The sequence below is a fragment of the Chryseobacterium vrystaatense genome, assembly GCF_000737765.1.
GTDB classification, from domain to species: Bacteria; Bacteroidota; Bacteroidia; order Flavobacteriales; family Weeksellaceae; genus Chryseobacterium; species Chryseobacterium vrystaatense.
The window spans coordinates 412,156-429,694 of the sequence record NZ_JPRI01000001.1; the positions used below are offsets into that span (position 1 = coordinate 412,156).

At 36.4% G+C, this 17,539-nt stretch carries 16 protein-coding genes; 9 read left to right on the forward strand and 7 right to left on the reverse strand.

Annotated elements, in window-relative coordinates:
* The first annotated feature begins 6 nt into the window (after nt 1–6).
* The 3 genes from IW16_RS01895 to IW16_RS01905 all read left to right on the forward strand — a co-directional run bounded on the left by IW16_RS01895 (nt 7) and on the right by IW16_RS01905 (nt 1,940).
* Entirely contained in the window at nt 7–759 is a 753-nt protein-coding gene (locus IW16_RS01895; protein ID WP_083536094.1) for an LOG family protein, read from the forward strand.
* Nucleotides 760–817: 58 nt separating this feature from the next.
* Complete coding sequence (locus tag IW16_RS01900; protein ID WP_228376895.1) at nt 818–1,288, forward strand: DUF6702 family protein; 471 nt, start codon at nt 818–820, stop codon at nt 1,286–1,288.
* Between the two features lie 196 nt (nt 1,289–1,484).
* On the forward strand, nt 1,485–1,940 hold the full coding sequence (locus tag IW16_RS01905; RefSeq protein WP_034739134.1) for a hypothetical protein: 456 nt from the start codon (nt 1,485–1,487) through the stop codon (nt 1,938–1,940).
* Nucleotides 1,941–2,048: 108 nt separating this feature from the next.
* On the opposite strand, the gene IW16_RS01910 is transcribed toward IW16_RS01905, so the two are convergent.
* Nucleotides 2,049–3,476 (reverse strand): DUF5689 domain-containing protein, encoded by a 1,428-nt coding sequence (locus tag IW16_RS01910; protein WP_034739137.1) that lies wholly within the window; start codon nt 3,474–3,476, stop codon nt 2,049–2,051.
* 25 nt (nt 3,477–3,501) lie between these two features.
* Entirely contained in the window at nt 3,502–6,378 is a 2,877-nt protein-coding gene (locus tag IW16_RS01915; RefSeq protein WP_034739139.1) for a carboxypeptidase regulatory-like domain-containing protein, read from the reverse strand.
* Between the two features lie 246 nt (nt 6,379–6,624).
* Between IW16_RS01915 and IW16_RS01920 the strand changes: the two genes are divergently transcribed.
* Both IW16_RS01920 and IW16_RS01925 read left to right on the forward strand, forming a co-directional pair.
* Nucleotides 6,625–7,812 (forward strand): endonuclease/exonuclease/phosphatase family protein, encoded by a 1,188-nt coding sequence (locus IW16_RS01920; protein WP_034739142.1) that lies wholly within the window; start codon nt 6,625–6,627, stop codon nt 7,810–7,812.
* A 56-nt stretch (nt 7,813–7,868) separates the two neighbouring features.
* Nucleotides 7,869–8,288 carry a DUF6146 family protein gene (locus tag IW16_RS01925; protein ID WP_034739144.1) on the forward strand — a complete coding sequence of 140 codons (420 nt, stop codon included), beginning with the start codon at nt 7,869–7,871 and terminating at the stop codon, nt 8,286–8,288.
* Between the two features lie 93 nt (nt 8,289–8,381).
* Here the strand turns inward: IW16_RS01925 and IW16_RS01930 are convergent, their stop codons facing one another.
* Together IW16_RS01930 and rho are read right to left on the reverse strand one after the other, a co-directional pair.
* Nucleotides 8,382–8,978, reverse strand: a complete 597-nt coding sequence (locus IW16_RS01930; RefSeq protein WP_034739147.1) for a superoxide dismutase — start codon at nt 8,976–8,978, stop codon at nt 8,382–8,384.
* 231 nt (nt 8,979–9,209) lie between these two features.
* Entirely contained in the window at nt 9,210–11,072 is a 1,863-nt protein-coding gene (gene rho, locus IW16_RS01935; RefSeq protein ID WP_034739149.1) for a transcription termination factor Rho, read from the reverse strand.
* A 145-nt stretch (nt 11,073–11,217) separates the two neighbouring features.
* Here rho and IW16_RS01940 point away from each other — a divergent pair, with 145 nt between their 5' ends.
* From IW16_RS01940 to IW16_RS01955, 4 genes are all read left to right on the forward strand, one after another.
* Complete coding sequence (locus IW16_RS01940; protein ID WP_034739152.1) at nt 11,218–11,607, forward strand: DUF4293 domain-containing protein; 390 nt, start codon at nt 11,218–11,220, stop codon at nt 11,605–11,607.
* 291 nt (nt 11,608–11,898) lie between these two features.
* Nucleotides 11,899–12,819 carry a M28 family peptidase gene (locus IW16_RS01945; protein WP_034739154.1) on the forward strand — a complete coding sequence of 307 codons (921 nt, stop codon included), beginning with the start codon at nt 11,899–11,901 and terminating at the stop codon, nt 12,817–12,819.
* A gap of 187 nt (nt 12,820–13,006) precedes the next feature.
* Entirely contained in the window at nt 13,007–14,839 is a 1,833-nt protein-coding gene (locus IW16_RS01950) for an ABC transporter ATP-binding protein (protein WP_034739156.1), read from the forward strand.
* A gap of 27 nt (nt 14,840–14,866) precedes the next feature.
* Complete coding sequence (locus IW16_RS01955; RefSeq protein ID WP_034739158.1) at nt 14,867–15,214, forward strand: DUF1801 domain-containing protein; 348 nt, start codon at nt 14,867–14,869, stop codon at nt 15,212–15,214.
* Nucleotides 15,215–15,367: 153 nt separating this feature from the next.
* Here the strand turns inward: IW16_RS01955 and IW16_RS01960 are convergent, their stop codons facing one another.
* The 3 genes from IW16_RS01960 to IW16_RS01970 are packed head-to-tail and all read right to left on the reverse strand — an operon-like array spanning nt 15,368 to nt 17,504.
* The gene (locus IW16_RS01960; RefSeq protein WP_034739160.1) at nt 15,368–16,021 is read right to left on the reverse strand and encodes a phosphatidylserine decarboxylase family protein; all 654 of its coding nucleotides are present in this window, start codon (nt 16,019–16,021) and stop codon (nt 15,368–15,370) included.
* 4 nt (nt 16,022–16,025) lie between these two features.
* On the reverse strand, nt 16,026–16,898 hold the full coding sequence (locus tag IW16_RS01965) for a phosphatidate cytidylyltransferase (RefSeq protein WP_034739162.1): 873 nt from the start codon (nt 16,896–16,898) through the stop codon (nt 16,026–16,028).
* 24 nt (nt 16,899–16,922) lie between these two features.
* Entirely contained in the window at nt 16,923–17,504 is a 582-nt protein-coding gene (locus tag IW16_RS01970) for an LUD domain-containing protein (protein WP_034739164.1), read from the reverse strand.
* Nucleotides 17,505–17,539 lie beyond the last annotated feature (35 nt).

Here is a 17,539-nt window from a genome sequence, read left to right on the forward strand (position 1 = left end):
TTTGCAATGGAAATGGATGGAAACAGAGATGAAAGCTTAGTAAATCCGGCATTAGATATAAACGAAACAAAACTTCACAATAGCCTCAGACAGAAAACATGGGACGAAACCATTACCAAGGACAGCTGGATGGTTTTCAAAGTAATGGCTGAATTTGTAGATGGTTATGAAAAACTGGCTAAGATAGGCCCCTGCGTTTCAATATTTGGTTCTGCAAGGCTAAAACCGGAAAGCAAGTATTACGAAATGGCCGTAGAAATCGCAGAAAAGATCACCAGGCTTGGTTTCGGAATTATTACCGGAGGTGGCCCCGGGATTATGGAGGCAGGAAATAAAGGCGCTTTCAATGGAAAAGGAAGATCAATTGGACTTAATATTGACTTACCGTTTGAACAGCATTTTAATCCTTATATTAATAAATCTTATTCTATGAACTTCGATTACTTTTTTGTCAGAAAAGTAATGTTTGTAAAATATTCTCAAGGTTTTGTGGTAATGCCGGGAGGTTTTGGTACCTTGGACGAACTTACAGAAGCAATGACCCTGATACAGACGAATAAAATCGGCAAGTTTCCGATTGTACTTGTCGGCAGTGAATTTTGGGGAGGACTATTGGATTGGTTTAAAGCAACCCTGCTGAAAGAAGGTATGATTGCTGAGGATGATCTGGATTTGTACAGAGTGGTAGACACTGCTGATGAAGCGGTAGCCCACATCAAAGCATTTTATGATAAGTATTCTGTAAATGTAAATTTTTAATTGGCATATTATTTGTGACCTATAACTAGCAAGTATGATTGTAAATCTATTAATTAAGATGAAAAAACTTTTATATATATCAGGAATTTTAACATTTTTTGTGTTAATGAGTTTTATGTATGTAGACTTTTTCTCTTCAATGACAAAAGTGGATTATATAGATGGAAGCAAAACATTGAAGTTTACCACAAAAATGAATACCAACCATATTTCTGATGCTATTAAAATCAATCCTAATACAGCAGGGTTTGAGGCAGAGGTTAAAAAATATGTGAACAATAATTTTGATGTGTATGTCAATGGCTCTCCGAAAACTATAACCTTCACCGGAAGTCAGATAAGCGGAGAAACAGTATGGGTATATTTTGAAACCGGCGGTGTGTCGGACATCAGTACCATGAAGATTAAAAACACGATCCTTTTAAGTGCTTTTCCTAAGCAGATCAACATTGTTAGTGTTGCTTATAAAGGTAGCCAGAAAGTAATGAACTTCCAGCGGGGAAAAGAAGTGAATGAAGTTTCTTTCTAATAACAGATTAATTTAAAAAATATAGACCACTGCTGACGCGGTGGTTTTTTTGTGTAATTTTTCCTGAATTATTTTTTTACCATCCACTGAACTATTTGTAAATTTATAAAAGAGTTATAATGCCCTATCTATGCTAAAAACTCTCTTAAATTCAATATAGCTGAATATATCAGTAGTGGTAATTAAATAATATTTCATGGAGGGAAAAATTGTCATATCGGTAATAATCATCTGTTCCCTGGCTTGGGGAATCTATTTTTTTACATTTTTATCCATAAAGCCGGCAACGGCAGTAATCCTTAAAAATGCCAAATATACGGTAGGAGAAGTAACTTCTGCCTATTATGGGGACAGAAGATATAGAAAAGGTAATGATTATCAATTCAAATTTCAAGATGGTACCGTAAAAGAAGGTCATCAGGATGGAGAATTTACTGAAGGAAGAAAATATCTTGTGGTATATGATTCTACAGATTTGAGAAATGGGTTTTTAATACTGGACAAATTTGATATAACGGATTCTTTGGAAAACGATCATATCCATAAAAATTACGATTATTATGATCTAGGTTGGTCACTACCCCAAATACCATTCAAATATGATAAAGGCGACATTGACTATGAGGTAAAAATGCATCTCAGATGTGAATAAGGTGATTTTTGAAAATCTTAAATATTATCTTTACAGAATAAAAGAAGCCTGCTCATATGAGCAGGCTTCTATATCTTAAAGTTGTAACAGAAGTATTACATTAGCGTATTACTCAATTTTGATATTGTCGATCTGAATATCATAATTTCCGTTAGAACCAGTTTTGATAGCAAACATATCTTTTCCAGCTGTTAGATTAAGCTCTCCCAGACCTGTAAGATTAAGTTCAACCAATCTCCACTGACCATTGGTGTTAATTGTTCCTGTATATGAGTTTGCATTAGCAGAATCCGCATCTAAAACAGCTCCTGTACTGAATGTTCCCAGGTTGAATGTGTAGAAAGCAGAGGTGCTGCCCATTGTTTTATATACGTTGAAAGAAAGTGACTTTCCGGTTGAAGTACCTTTGATATAAAAAGTAATTCTTTTTGGAGTGGCCGGTAACCCTGAAGCTGCTATAGATGTAAATACGTAATCATTAGCTGTTGGAATACCCTTGATCTGAAGTGAGTTTGTTCCATTAAATCCTAAACCAACACCTTGAGTTGCATATGGCTTCAGGCCAAAACCGTTCACACTTGATAAGAAAGTAGTCCAGTTTTCAAAATCAGAACCTGCAAAAAGATTGATAGCAGAAGGTGATGGATTCTCTGGAACTCCTGGAGAAAATCTTTCGCCATTAAAGACAAGATCATCCAGGTTTCTGATATATGCCTGCTCGGTAAAGATAGTAGCCGAAGGATTACTTGGACTTGTATAACGGCTTAAAAGAAGTACAATATCACCGCTTTTTGCGTACTTAGGAGAAATCGGAGATTTAGCAAACGTTGCAAAATTACTGAAACGAAGGTCTAATCTTGCTGCTTTTTTATCTGTGATATAACGATCTCCTGTTGCAGCATCATCCGCGAAATTTTTGGTCAATTCTGCATCTTCAAACTGAACATTTTTAATTTTTACAAGTTGGTTGATGTGAGCTCCATTTTTAAGTGCTTCAGCTATTGAATTAAATTCCAATGGCTTCATAACAGCAACGACAGGTTTCTGGCCATCACAAACTCTTGCCATATAATCTGCAATTCTGTTTGGATTGATTCTTCCTACAGAATAGTTTGGATCATAAGATCCTATTTTAATGTTACCATTGGAAGCCTGAACGATAAGTCCCTTAAGATTAATTCTAACCAAAGATCCTGTCGGAAAAGCCAGATACTGATTCCCTCCGTCTATATCAACTTCAATACCCTGAGTTGGATTTTCAGGTTTATCCTGAAGAAACAACATTTTGTAAATATTCCCTGATTCATCACTTGAGCCAACATAAGCTTCAACGATATAATCTTCTTTAATAATATCCGCTTCACCTGGTTTTGGCTTTGCGATAGTAGCAAGATCTGTTAATGGGTGATTAGCTGCAGGAAATCTGTTTGTACATTTAATTTCCGGAACATCATAATCATCGGATTTTACACAAGACGATAACGCCAACATTGAAATGGCACTAAATACAACTGCCTTAAAATATATATTTTTCATTGTTTTCGATTTTTAAATTTATTGATTAGAATCTAAATTGAAGATTAACAAAGTAAGATCTTCCCTGAGAGTACCAGTATTTAGGAGCAAATACCATATTTCCACTATCGTAATCATTTGAATAATCCGTATAGTTTACATTTCTCGTCTGCTCAAACCCTCCAGTAATATAGTTTTTATTATTAAGGATATTATTAACAGATGCAGACACCAATACATAGTATTTACCGATCATCCATGATTTACCAGCATTGGCATTCAGGAAGAATTCACTCGGAAGTTTTGTAGGAGTAAGTACTCTGGCCAATTCTTCAGGGGTTACATTATCGTAAGGTACTCCCGGTGTACTTGGATTAGAATAAAATCTTTCTGTTCTGGTTACAGGAGATGGATCCAGGAACGAATGTCCAAAATAGTTCCAGCTTGCTCCTACCCACCAGTATTTAGGACTGCTATATCTAAGACCTAAGTTATAAGCCTCCTGAGGCGTTCCTCCCTGTCTGTAGTTTTTCAAGGTAGCTTCTCCCATATTGGTATAAGATCTTGATACAAGATTTCCATTTCCATCAAGTTCTCTGAATGTTCCAACAGCGTCTGATGCAAAATAAACAGTAGGATTATTGGTATACGTGTATTGTCCTAAACTTAACAAACCATTGGCCGTTAAGGTAGGCGTAATTTTCACCTGTGCACCAAGCTCAATACCCATATTTCTCTTATTAGCACCTGCAAGTACCTGAGTAATAAAAGCACCATCCTGAACAGGAGCCTGTTCTCCACTTTCTGTAAGTGTCGTTAATTTAACTCCTTGCGCAAAATATCTTTGAACGCTTGTTTCATTCTGAGTATTAACAAGATATCCAGTTAACCTAATTTTAACAATTGGCGTAGATATTACGTAACTTAAATCATTGGCATCAATCACAACATTCTTGATATTTGGAGTGGTAACCCCACTTACTCTTGTATTAAAGTAAATATCATTCAGGAATGGAGACTGAGAAAAGTAAGCTCCGTTATATACCAAGAAATTTCTACCATTGATTCTATAGGTAACCTGACCTTTTACCCCTACATTCCAGAAGTTTTTATCCCCTCCTTTTCCGTAAGATGACGGATACAGGTAATGCTGGAATAAGCCTTCTCTGCTGTTGTTCGTATATCCGAACATTCCGGAAACAAAAACATCAAATTTACCTGTTGAGAATTTAAATGCAGGATTTATTTTTACTTCCTGTCTTCTGAAAATATAACTGTATCCAATCTTATCTCCTTCTCTTTTCGCAACAGAAGCATCATCTTCATTGACGTTATACTTGGCGTAGAATTTACCTGCATTGGTATTAGGTCCAAACGGATCCATATTCAGGGCAAAATCAGCACCTAACAAATCGTTTACCTCTCTATACTGCTCAGATTTATAATTTTGATAAGACAGGTTTAAAATGAAACGTGAAGTATCAGTAAAGTTATATGTATAATGGGTAGACGCATTGAATGTTTTATCATCCTTTACATCATCCACAAGATAATATGCCGCTCTGTTCCCACCAAATTGAGAATCGTAAAGATTTTCACTTCTGTTGGCAGCATAAAGATTATCCCAGTTGATCTGTGTGTAGGCCTCATCATTATTAGTCCATCTGTCATTCCAAATTCCTATATTCTCAGCCTGAGACGGAGCAGGATTCTTGAAATTCAACCAATAGCTAGGCAGATTACGGTAATAAGTAGGTGATGGGTTATTAGCTCTGTACCAATCAAGTCTTGAACTATAGTCTTTACCAAACTGATAGGAAACAGAGGTCCATAATTGAGAGTTCTTGTTAATTTTCCAGAAATCCTGCAATTGAAGCAGCGGCTGGAAACCTCTTCTTACCCTCTCATTTCTTTTCTCTCCACCTTGCCATCCCCAATAGGAGTTGTAATGAATTCCTCTGAAATCATATACTTCCTGAGTATTCGGACTGGCAGTGCTTCTTGTGTATTTGGAACCAATTGCATTAAATGTCAGGGTATGATTGTCACTGAATTTCTTTTCAATTCCAAGATAACCACTGTATGCGTCATAAGAAGTTCCATCCTGTATTCCTTCCTGAGCCCATCTTCTGGCGATCATTCCGGTAAAAGCCCATCCTTTTTTATTCATCCCTGAAGAGAATCTGTAAGAAAGTCTGTTGGTATAGTTTCTGTTAGTCAGTGAATAGGTCAGTTGACTTCCCTTTCTATACTCACTGGCTTTTGTATTTTTATAAATAACCGAACTGTTTCCACCAAATGCATATTCTGATGGCGCATGATTTGCTGAAATTTCAGGATATCTTGTGATCTCATTAAGTCCACCCCAGTTTCCAAAATCAACATTACCATTATCAGATTCCACCATAGAAACACCATTCATCATAGATTCTACTGATCTCCCGTCGATTCCTCTTGGACGGAACCAGTAAAAACCCAGATCAAATGCTGCAATTCTACTGAAAACATCCTGAGAAGACTGCAGTAAACCTACTGTAGAAGTCTGTCCGCTATTACTATCTTCGCCATCTCCACTATTTTCAATAATGGCCAATCCCTGATCTGCGTTTGTAAGTGCAGAATAAAGGGTAATTACCCCTAAATCCTTTCTTTTCTCATCGGTTACGTCAAACTCCATCATTTTGGTTTCGAAGTTTGGTTTCGTAATCATAATTTGATAATGGCCCGGCTTCAGGTCTACAAACTGGAAATATCCAATTTTATCAGCCGTTACATCATTTTCACTCTCTTTAAGATCTACCTCTGCCCTTTCAACAGGCTTTCCGTCAGCATCCTTAAGATACGCAAACACAGTGGTCTGCGCAAAATAAAATGAAGCAGGAAGTAAAGTAAACAAAGAGACTAATGATAGTTTTTTAATCATGAGTATATTTATTTTTTTTAATACTTTTCTTATTAGTTTTCAACAGTTTAAAAGTTGGGGGCACAAATTTAGTCAAAATTTAGAATTTCCAACTTTTTTAACTTTATTTTTTCTTAACATTGCAAACTTTTATGATTCATTATGTAAGAGAATTATTTTATATTGTTTTAAATTTACAAATATTTAAAATGGGTTGAATTAAAAAAAAGTAAATTTGTCGTTTAAATAATATTAATACTCTAGAGGATGAAGAGATTTATGAGTTTTATGGCCGTCGTTTTTTCGATCATGGCTTTTGCACAACAGGGGAAACTGAGAAAAGTGGCTGCTGTTGGTTTTTTGAATGTAGAAAACCTTTGGGATACTATACGTTCTGCTGATTATATTGATGGCACCAAAGACATTCGTAATCCGGCTTTCCACAGAAGCATCCCCATTGATTCCATCCAGTTTTTAGAAGCAGAAAAATATGATGGGCCATGGAGTGATGGTGCCCTAATTGGCAAAAAAGCAGTAAGATACCAAAGTGGAGCTGAAGAGTTCACGCCAAAAAGCGCAAAAAATTATACTACTAAAATATATAAGGCTAAATTGGCCAATGAGGCAAAAGTAATTGCTGAAATGGGTGCACAATATACCAAAACAGCTCCTGCTGTAGTAGGACTTATTGAGGTAGAAAACAGACAGGTAATAGAGGACCTTGTAAAGCAGCCTGCTCTTGCTAAATATGATTACGGAATTATTCATTACAATTCTTATGATTACAGAGGAATTGATGTTGCTTTAATCTATCAGAAAAGAAGATTTACCCCAACCAATTCATTAAAAAAAGAATTGAAAATCTTTGGTGACAACGGAAAAAGAGAATACACCAGAGATATTTTGGTGGTAACAGGTTTCCTTGACAATGAGAAAGTGGCATTCTTTATGAATCACTGGCCTTCAAGAAGAGGGGGTGAAGCTATTTCATTACCTAAAAGAAATGCCGCTGCGGCTTTATTGAAACAGCAGATGGACAGTATCAGAACAGCAGATCCTTCTACCAAGCTTTTTGCTATGGGTGATTTTAATGATGATCCGGTAAGTCCAAGTTTAAAGAACCATTTAAAAGCAGCTGCAAGCCCTAAAGATCTAACTGAAGAAGCTCCCTATCTTAATTTAATGTATCCATTATATAAGAAAGGAATTGCTTCATTAGCGTATCAGGATGCGCCTAACCTTTTTGATCAGATCATTGTTTCTAAAAACTTAATGTCTGACCAGGTAACCAAAGAATATTCAGTATACAAAGCAGAGATCTTTGCTCCGGCTTATCTGGTGAATAAAGAAGGAAATTACAAGGGTTATCCTTTCAGATCCTGGAACGGAGATCAGTTTACAGGAGGATACAGTGACCACTTTCCGGCATTTGTAATTCTTCAGAAAGAACCATAAAAATTTAAATAAGCACTCAATTGAGTGCTTATTTTTTTATACTGATATTTGTTGTTATGAAAAATATAATCACAATCGTATTATTCCTCTTTGTTCCTTTGAGCTGCTTTTCTCAAAGCAAGACTAAGAACAGTGATGACCCATCCGAAATAAAGCCATCAAAAAATGATGATGATGAATGGGATCTTACAGTGATTGATACTCAGTTCGACTACTTTTTAAATGCAATAGCCCAACCCATAAGCCAGTATTCAGAATCCTATTTGAAATCCAAAAACAGATTCCTGGTCAGTGAATGGAATTCTTACTACAGTTCGGGAAAATACCGGAATATTATAGAATCCGGAATAGATTATGACCCCAGAGAAAATTACGGGATCAAATTTGAATACAAACTCTATCAGGTTTTTGCTTTTGTAAGCTGGAAGTATGGATTGAAAATGAATGGACTTTCCGGAATTGATGCAACCCGATAAAATCGGCCGACTCAAGAATACCAATTCAATTCATTGATAATAAAAAAGGTTCAGAAGAAATTCTGAACCTTTTACTTTTATAATAGCTGAAAATTATTTGTTAAATAACTCTTCTACTTTATCCCAGTTTACTACACTGAAGAAAGCAGAAACATAATCAGGTCTTCTGTTTTGGTAGTTTAAATAATAAGCGTGCTCCCAAACATCTAATCCTAAAACCGGAGTTCCTTTAACGTCTGCAACAGGCATTAATGGATTATCCTGATTTGGAGTAGAAGAAACAGATACAGATCCGTCTGCATTTTTTACCAACCAAGCCCATCCTGAACCAAATCTTGTTTTAGCTGCATCAGAAAAATCTGTTTTGAATTTTTCAAGACCTCCGTAAGCTTCAATGGCTGCTTTTACGTTTCCTACAGGCTCAGCACTTCCGCCAGGAGTTAAGATCTCCCAGAACAAAGAGTGGTTGAAATGTCCTCCTCCGTTATTTCTTACTGCCGGTTTATCAGTTCCTGTCTGGCAGATCTCTTCGATCGTTTTACCTGCCAATTCAGTTCCTTCGATTGCTTTATTTAAATTGTCAATATACGCCTGGTGATGTTTTGTATAATGGATCTCCATAGTTTTTGCATCGATAGTCGGCTCCAATGCATCATATGCATATCCTAGTTTTGGTAATTCAAATGACATAATTTTTATTTTTAATGTTATAATCCAAATTTAGCCAATATTTAAGCGATTATCAACAATTAGGGATTACTTTAATAAATCTTTAACATTGATATATTGATTTAGAATGAATTAAATTTTAAGGGAATGAAAATAATAAATCAGACGGAAGTTATTACAACCTCCCTTTCAATAAAAAAGCACGAAGATATGTGATCTCCGTGCTTTTTATTTAACAACAATTAAATTAATCTATTTATTCATAGACATCAGGAATTCTTCGTTATTTAAAGTTCCTCTGATGTTTTTATTGACAAATTCCATGGCTTCTACTGGATTCATTTCAGAAAGGTATTTTCTGAAAATCCACATTCTCTGAGAAGTTACTTCATCTAAAAGAAGATCGTCTCTACGTGTACTTGAAGATACAAGATCGATCGCAGGATAAATTCTTCTGTTCGCAATTTTTCTGTCCAGCTGAAGTTCCATGTTACCCGTTCCTTTGAATTCTTCAAAGATTACTTCGTCCATTTTAGAACCTGTATCGATAAGTGCTGTAGCAATAATCGTTAATGATCCACCCCCTTCAATTTTTCTGGCCGCCCCGAAGAATCTTTTCGGTTTGTGCAATGCATTGGCATCTACCCCACCGGAAAGAACTTTTCCTGATGCCGGAGTAACTGTGTTGTATGCTCTTGCCAACCTCGTAATAGAGTCAAGCAGGATTACTACATCATGTCCGCATTCTACCATTCTCTGGGCTTTTGCTAAAACAAGATTAGCCACTTTTACGTGCTTATCAGCTGCTTCATCAAATGTAGATGCGATCACTTCAGCATTCACACTTCTCTCCATATCGGTAACTTCTTCCGGACGCTCGTCGATCAGAAGGACCATCATATATACTTCAGGGTGATTGGCTGCGATAGAGTTCGCAATATCTTTAAGCAACATCGTTTTACCTGTTTTAGGCTGAGCAACGATCATTGCTCTCTGTCCTTTCCCAATAGGTGCAAAAAGATCGACAATCCTTGTTGAAAGTGTTGATCCATTTCCAGTAAGATTGAATTTCTCTTCAGGGAAAAGCGGAGTTAAATATTCAAATGCAACACGGTCTTTGATAAACGCAAGATCGCGTCCGTTTACTTCCGTAGGTTTTAATAAAGAAAAATATTTTTCCCCTTCTTTTGGAAGTCTCACAATTCCTTTAACTGTATCTCCTGTTTTCAGCCCAAAATTTCTGATCTGTGCTGTTGACACATACACGTCATCAGGAGAAGAGATATAACTGAAATCAGATGAACGAAGGAATCCGTAATTATCCGGAAGGATTTCTAAAACACCTTCAATACTTACCATCCCATCAAAACTGAACTCTTTTCTGTGTTCAGAATGATGTTCCTCATTTCTATCAGCATGTTGTCTGTGCTGATTTTGGTTTGGATTCTGATTCTGATTAGAATTTTGATTCTGGTGTTGATTAGGATTTTGGTTTTGGTGCTGGTTAGGATTCTTATGTTGGTTTCCGCTGCTTTGCGGATTATTGTGTCCTTTTTGTTGGGATCTGGCCTGAGGTTGAGGGGTATTAGGCTTTTCTTCTGATGGAGCAGATTCCTGAGGTTCTGCATTTTTAGGAGCTTCTGCTCTTTCTTGTGGAATTTCTGTATTGCCAGTGTTGGCTACCACTCTTTTTCTTTTTTTCTTAGCCTGCGCTGAATTGTTTTCTTCAGGAGCAGCAGGAGTTTCAGCCTTAGGTTCTTCCTGTTTCACTTCTTCAGAAGCTGGCTTCTTTTCTTCGGCTTTTTCTTCAGCCTTAGGGCTTTCTTCGACCGGCGCTTTTACTTCTGCTTTCGGTTTGGCAGGTTGTCTTTTTGGCGCTGCTTTTTTTACAGGAGCCTTAGCAGGTTGGTCTGCCGGTTTTTCTTCAGTATCCATGCTGGTTTCTGTGGCGTTGAAATAATCTTTTGCAACTTTAGGGTTAGAAGCCTGAAAGTCAAGAACGGCAAAGATCTTATCATTATCATTGCTGTTTCTAGCAACTTTAACGCCTAAATCTTTTAAGATTTTAGTCAGTTCCGTTACGGATTTTGACCTTAACGTTTCTATGTTAAACATACTTAATGTAAAAATGTAATTAATTGTGAGTAAGAAAAGTAAGTCCGGTGACTATTGTTTTCAAGTACATATGTATAATGCAAATCTACACTAATTTTTGAATTGTGCAAAATTTATGTTATTTTTGCCAGGTATTTAATAATCAATGTTACAGAGAATACAGACTATATGGACTCTTTTGGCAGTTTTAGCCGCAGTTTCCCTTTTCGTTACAGGACAGGATGTTGACGTTTTTGGCAATATTCCGGTGATTGATATAAGCTGTATCGCCCTTGTTTTGGCAGGTGCATTAAGCATTTTCAGCTTTAAAAACAGAAAAAGACAAATTCTGCTGAATACATTCAGCATTATTATAAACGTTTTGTTGATTGGTGTATTGGCGTACTGGTTACTAAACTTATCCGGAGGAATTCAGATTCCTGAGAAGGGTATTGAGCCGGTTTTCCCATTGATCTCGGTGATATGTCTGCTTATTGCAAACGTATTGATCCGCAGAGATGAGAGGCTCGTAAAATCTGTAGACCGACTTCGATAGCCTTACAACGATTTTTTGAGTGAGAACAGTTCCGAAAGGAGCTGTTTTTTTATGCATCAATTAAGCAGAATTTTTTAAATTAAAATTGACAGCTTATTAATTATTAACAAGTTATAATAATAACCTTGAATGAAATTGCTTAAAAATCAAATGATTTTCTTAATTTCACCTAAGAGTTTAAAATCTTTTAATGGTTCAAATGCACTCTTTATTGTGATTAATTTATATCATTTCATGCAACATTTCCGTTAAGAGTACGACTGATTCTATTACAATATAATTACATTCAAAATGAAAAAACTATCCTACCTTGCCCTGTCGCTCTTCTCTGTATTTACCTTTGCACAGGAAGTTTCCAAAGAAAGAGTAACTACGATACTTTCAACACTGGCTTCCGATGAAATGAAGGGCCGTGAAATTGGAACACCGGAAAATGACAAGGCTGCAGAATACATTGCACAACTTTTTAAAGAAAATAAACTCGAATACTGTACTGGCAATTCTTATCTGATTCCTTTTGATTATAATGGAAAGAAGGTATATAATGTATGTGGTATCAAAAAAGGTAAAACAGATCAATATCTTGGATTCTCAGGACATTTTGATCATATTGGGACGAGTAACAAAACCGGAGACAATATTTACAACGGCGCAGATGATGATGCGAGCGGAATTGCAACTTTAGCAGGAATTGCAGATTATTTCAAAAATAAAAAACCTGAATTTTCAATGGTTTTTATGGCCTTTAATGGTGAAGAAAAAGGAATGCTGGGCTCTCAGGCGATTTCAACAGATGCCAAGTTAGATAAGATATACAATAATATGACCGCCCTTTTCAATTTTGAAATGGTGGCCACAGAATCTCAGTTTGGAAAAAATGCACTATTTATGACAGGTGATGAGTTTTCTGATTTTGATGAACTGTTTAACAAATACGCAGCAAATGGTTTAAAAATAAATCCTGATCCTTATGCGTCACAAAAATTATTCTACAGATCAGATAATGTAAGCTTTGTAAAGAAAAAAATTATTGCCCATTCATTCTCAACGGTTGATATGACGAAGGCTTCTCATTACCATAACGAAAGTGATGATGTGAGTGTTGTGGATTTTGATAATCTAACAAGTATTATCAACAATGTTGGAAAAACACTTGAAAAATTAAATCCCAGGAATTTTGCTCCAAAATATAACGACACCGTCAAATATTAAATAAACCTACCATAAAAACCGCCAAAACAGCGGTTTTTTTCATATCAAGAATATTTCTGCAGGTAAAAACTAAACAATCGTTTGTAACAAAATCTACCGAATTGAAACATATTAGTCAAAGTAAAGCAGTATTAAGAACGTCTTTTCTTTTAATTTTACGTAATTTTGCTATCCAATTTTTCATTGAATGAAACCATTACAAAGAATACTTTATTTCGCTAAACCCCACCAAAAATACCTTTTTGGAAGTATGTTTTTCAATATACTTTACTCCTTACTCAATATCCTTTCTGTTGGAACAATGCTTCCTATCTTGGGACTGATGTTTGGGACGATTGAAAAACAGGGAAAAGAACCGGTATGGAGCGGAGCTTTCGGAGACTATTTTAATTATATAAAAGACAAAGGTTACTATTTTGTACAGACACAAATTGACCAGCATGGTGCCGTAAATGTACTTGCCGTTTTGTGTGCAATAACTGCCGCTTCCTTTTTATTAAGAAATATTTTCAGATATATAGGGGCTTTCCTTTTAGTAAATTACCGTGTAGGCATCACTACAGATCTTCGTACGGCAATGTATGATAAGTTTCTACAACTTCCGGTTTCTTTCTTTACAGAACAGAGAAAGGGAGATATGATGTCCAGAATTTCCAATGATATCGGAGGTGTAGAAGGTGGAATTATGGGGGTACTTGTGGACATTATCAATGCTCCGTTTATGATTATCTCTTCATTGATCGCCTTATTTTTACTTTCCCCTCAGCTTACTTTATTTTCATTAATTGTTTTTCCTGTAATGGGCTGGCTTATATCATGGACTGGGAAAAGTCTAAAAAAACAGGCACATCAGGCACAGGCAGAACTTGGAAATCTTTTTTCACTGGTGGACGAGACCTTAAAATCTTCAAAAGTGATCAAGATCTTCAATGCAGATAAAATTCTTAAGAACAGATTCAGCGAAACAACCAGCAATTGGCAGAAATTTGCCATTGATATGAGTAGGAGAAGAGAACTGGCATCTCCTATGAGTGAATTCCTTGGGTCTATTACGATCCTGATCATCACATGGTATGCTGGGACTCAGATTTTAGAGGAGCAGACTATGAAGCCTCAGGCTTTCCTTGTTTTTATCGGAATGTTCTTCCAGATTCTTGACCCTGCGAAAAAACTTTCTACTGCCATCTCATCTATTCAGGGAGGTATGGCCAGTTTAGAAAGAGTAGCTGAAGTTCTTGACTATGATCTGAAAGTAGAAGAAATTGCAGAACCGATTTCTATCTCTACACTCAGCAATCAGATTGAATTCAAAAATATTGGATTCTTTTATGATAAAGATAATGTTATCCTTAAAAATTTCTCACTGATTATCCCGAGAGGAAAAACCATAGCCCTAGTAGGACAAAGTGGAAGTGGAAAAACTACCATTGCCAACCTTCTGGCCAGATTCTATGATGTGAGTGAAGGGGAAATTTTAATTGACGGAACCAATATAAAGCATTTAAAATTAAAAGAATACCGTCAGCTTCTGGGAATGGTAACTCAGGAATCTGTATTATTCAATGATTCGGTATATAACAATATCCTGATGGGTAAACCAGAGGCTACAAAAGAAGAAGTCATTGAAGCTGCAAAAATTGCCAATGCTGATACTTTTATATCCAATCTTCCTGATGGCTATGATTCCAATATTGGTGATGACGGAAATAAACTTTCCGGAGGACAGAAACAGAGAGTTTCTATCGCCAGAGCTGTATTGAAAAACCCGCCGGTCATGATCCTGGATGAAGCAACTTCTGCCCTGGATACTGAATCTGAAAGATTTGTTCAGGATGCCTTGGATAAAATGATGGAAAACAGAACATCTCTGGTCATTGCCCACAGATTGTCAACCATTCAGAAAGCAGACTGGATCGTAGTAATGGAGAAAGGAATCGTTGTAGAACAGGGAACACACCATGATCTTATTGCTAAGAAAGGGATGTACCACAAGCTTGTGGAACTTCAAAATTTTGACTAATCGTTTATTGAATTAAATTTCACTTAAATGAATCCCATACAAGAGTACTTCTACAGAATCGATGAGCCTGAAAGAAGTACTCTTTTGTTTTTAAGAAAAAAGATTCTCGAATCTGATACAGAACATATTACGGAAACGCTAAGTTTCGGACTTCCTTTCTTTAAATATAAAAAGAAGATGCTGTGCTACCTTTATTACAGCAAAAAGTATAAACAGCATTACGTAAGCTTTTATCATGGAGACCGGCTTGACCATCCTCTACTGATTCAGGACGGCAGAAAGAAGTTTAAAATCCTTCTGATCAATATGGAGGAAGATTTACCTGTTGATATTATTATAAGCCTTACAGAAGAGGTTAAAAAACACATTAAATAATGACTTCGGCATGGTTTCACCATGCCGAAGTCTTTTTAAGTCATATCATACGAATTAAAATGTCAGAGGATAAAAATTAATTCCTTTTAATAAACATTAAACAAAAAAGGAGAAAACTGAGTTTCTCCTTTTGATATTTTGACCGTATGTATTTTAATCTTTCATTCTGGCGATCACATCCACACCTCCTTTTGTAATGTCTCCGATCTTGCAGATAATCTCTGTATCCAGGGGCAGAAATACATCCATTCTTGACCCGAATTTGATGAATCCGAACTCATGTCCGGCTTTTGCCTGATCTCCTTCATTACAATAGAAAACAATTCTTCTGGCCACATATCCAGCGATCTGTCTGAAAACCACTTTGTGATTCGTTGCCGTTTCTACCGCGATCGTTGTTCTTTCATTCTCTGTAGATGATTTCTCATGCCAAGCTACAAGATATTTTCCTGGATGGTATTTTTTATAGATTACGTTTCCGGAAACCGGGTATCTGCAGATATGAACATTCAACGGTGACATAAAGATGGAAACCTGAATAGCCTTTCCTTTCAGAAATTCAGTTTCTTCCACTTCCTTGATCATCACCACTTTTCCGTCTACCGGGGCGATCACATTTTCTCTGTGTTCTAAAATATCACGTTCCGGAACTCTGAAGAACCAAAATACTAAACTGTAAACAACCAATAATGGCATAATGATCAGTAACGACCACATTTTAAGAAAATAAATAGCCAACACACTTATTATAATAAACAGTATCGTTGCTACGGTAATCGTTCCTTTTGACTCCTTATGTAGTTTCATGAGATTAAATAAATTTTTCTAAAATAAAGTACAAATATACGACAGGAACGCAAATTAAAAAACTATCGAGCCTATCCAATACACCTCCATGCCCCGGAATGATGTTTCCGCTGTCTTTTACACCGAAATTTCTTTTAAGCTGGCTTTCTACCAAATCGCCCAATGGAGCGAATGCTGCAACCAGAAAACCTACGACCATCCAGTTGCCACGAAGCTCTGGCTGGTAATGCTGTATAAAGTAGGATAAAACCAACGTTAAGACAACCCCGCCTGCGTATCCCTCCCAGGTCTTCTTTGGAGAGATTTTAGGGGCCATCTTATGCTTCCCGAAAAACTTCCCGGTAAGATAGGCGAAAGTATCACTGCTCCAGATCAGAATAAACAGAAAAAGAACTTCCAGCGAAAATGTTCCATCATAACTCGAAAATTTAGGCAGCCCCAATGCAAAACTGAAAGGCAATGCTACATAAATCACTGTAAAGATCAGCTTTCCGCTGTCGTAATATAGTTCGTTGGGATATTTGAATAAAGTTACCACCGCAATGGCTATCAGGGAAATTGCCAGTATTTCATTCAGTCTGAAATCGAAAAAGAAATCGTGGTGGAAATATCTTTTAGAAAAAACATAGTAAATAAAAATCACCAGGGGGAGTACGATCCATTTTTCGTAGCCTTTCCCAAACTTCATGATTTTAATGCATTCCCAAGTACCTACCAGCAGCAAAAGAGTGATCAGACCATGATACAGATATTCCTGCTTGATAAGGTCCGGATGGATCTTGTTGATCAGCTGGGCACCCAGCGGTGTTGTGCAAAGAATAATAACGGCAACGTAAACAAGTCCGGAAATGGTTCTTTGAATAAGGTTTTTGTCCAAGATGTAAAATTTATAAGTTGATGCTTAATCTTCAAGCAGCAATAAAAACAGTTTTGTATTTGTATTGGAAGAAGTATCTAAACTTGACTGTCCTCCACTAATAGAAGTAAGATTTTTGATATTCCCGTTTCTTTTTATTTTTCCCATTGCATCATTAAGATTGTTTACAATCTGTGAGACATTGGCCATGATAATAATCTTACCTGGAAGTCTTGAGGAATGGTAATGAAGGATATTGTTATGTGAAAGCATAATCCTCCCATCATATGCAATAAGATATTCACAGGTAATGAAAGCGGCATCATTAGAATGTTCCATTTCTGAGGTATATGGAATCTTCACCACATTCAAAAAGTTTTGAAGCTCTTTGTCCCAGCAGAAAACATTACTAACTCCTTCTATTTTGACAATTTGATTTAAAGTCTGTAGAGCTTCCGCTTCATCTGCACAATAATTAAAGAATCCCCCTGAATGCGTAAACAATTGGGCAAACTTATAGTCAAGATCTGCATTTTTCAGCGAATCCCCGAGCTTCTCCAGACTCTGTTTTTCCTCTTCCTCAGGCTGGTTGGTAAGTTTGCTTACAATCCTCTTGAATAAATTCAACTTAATCTTTTTTTAGTCAACTTTATACAAAAATA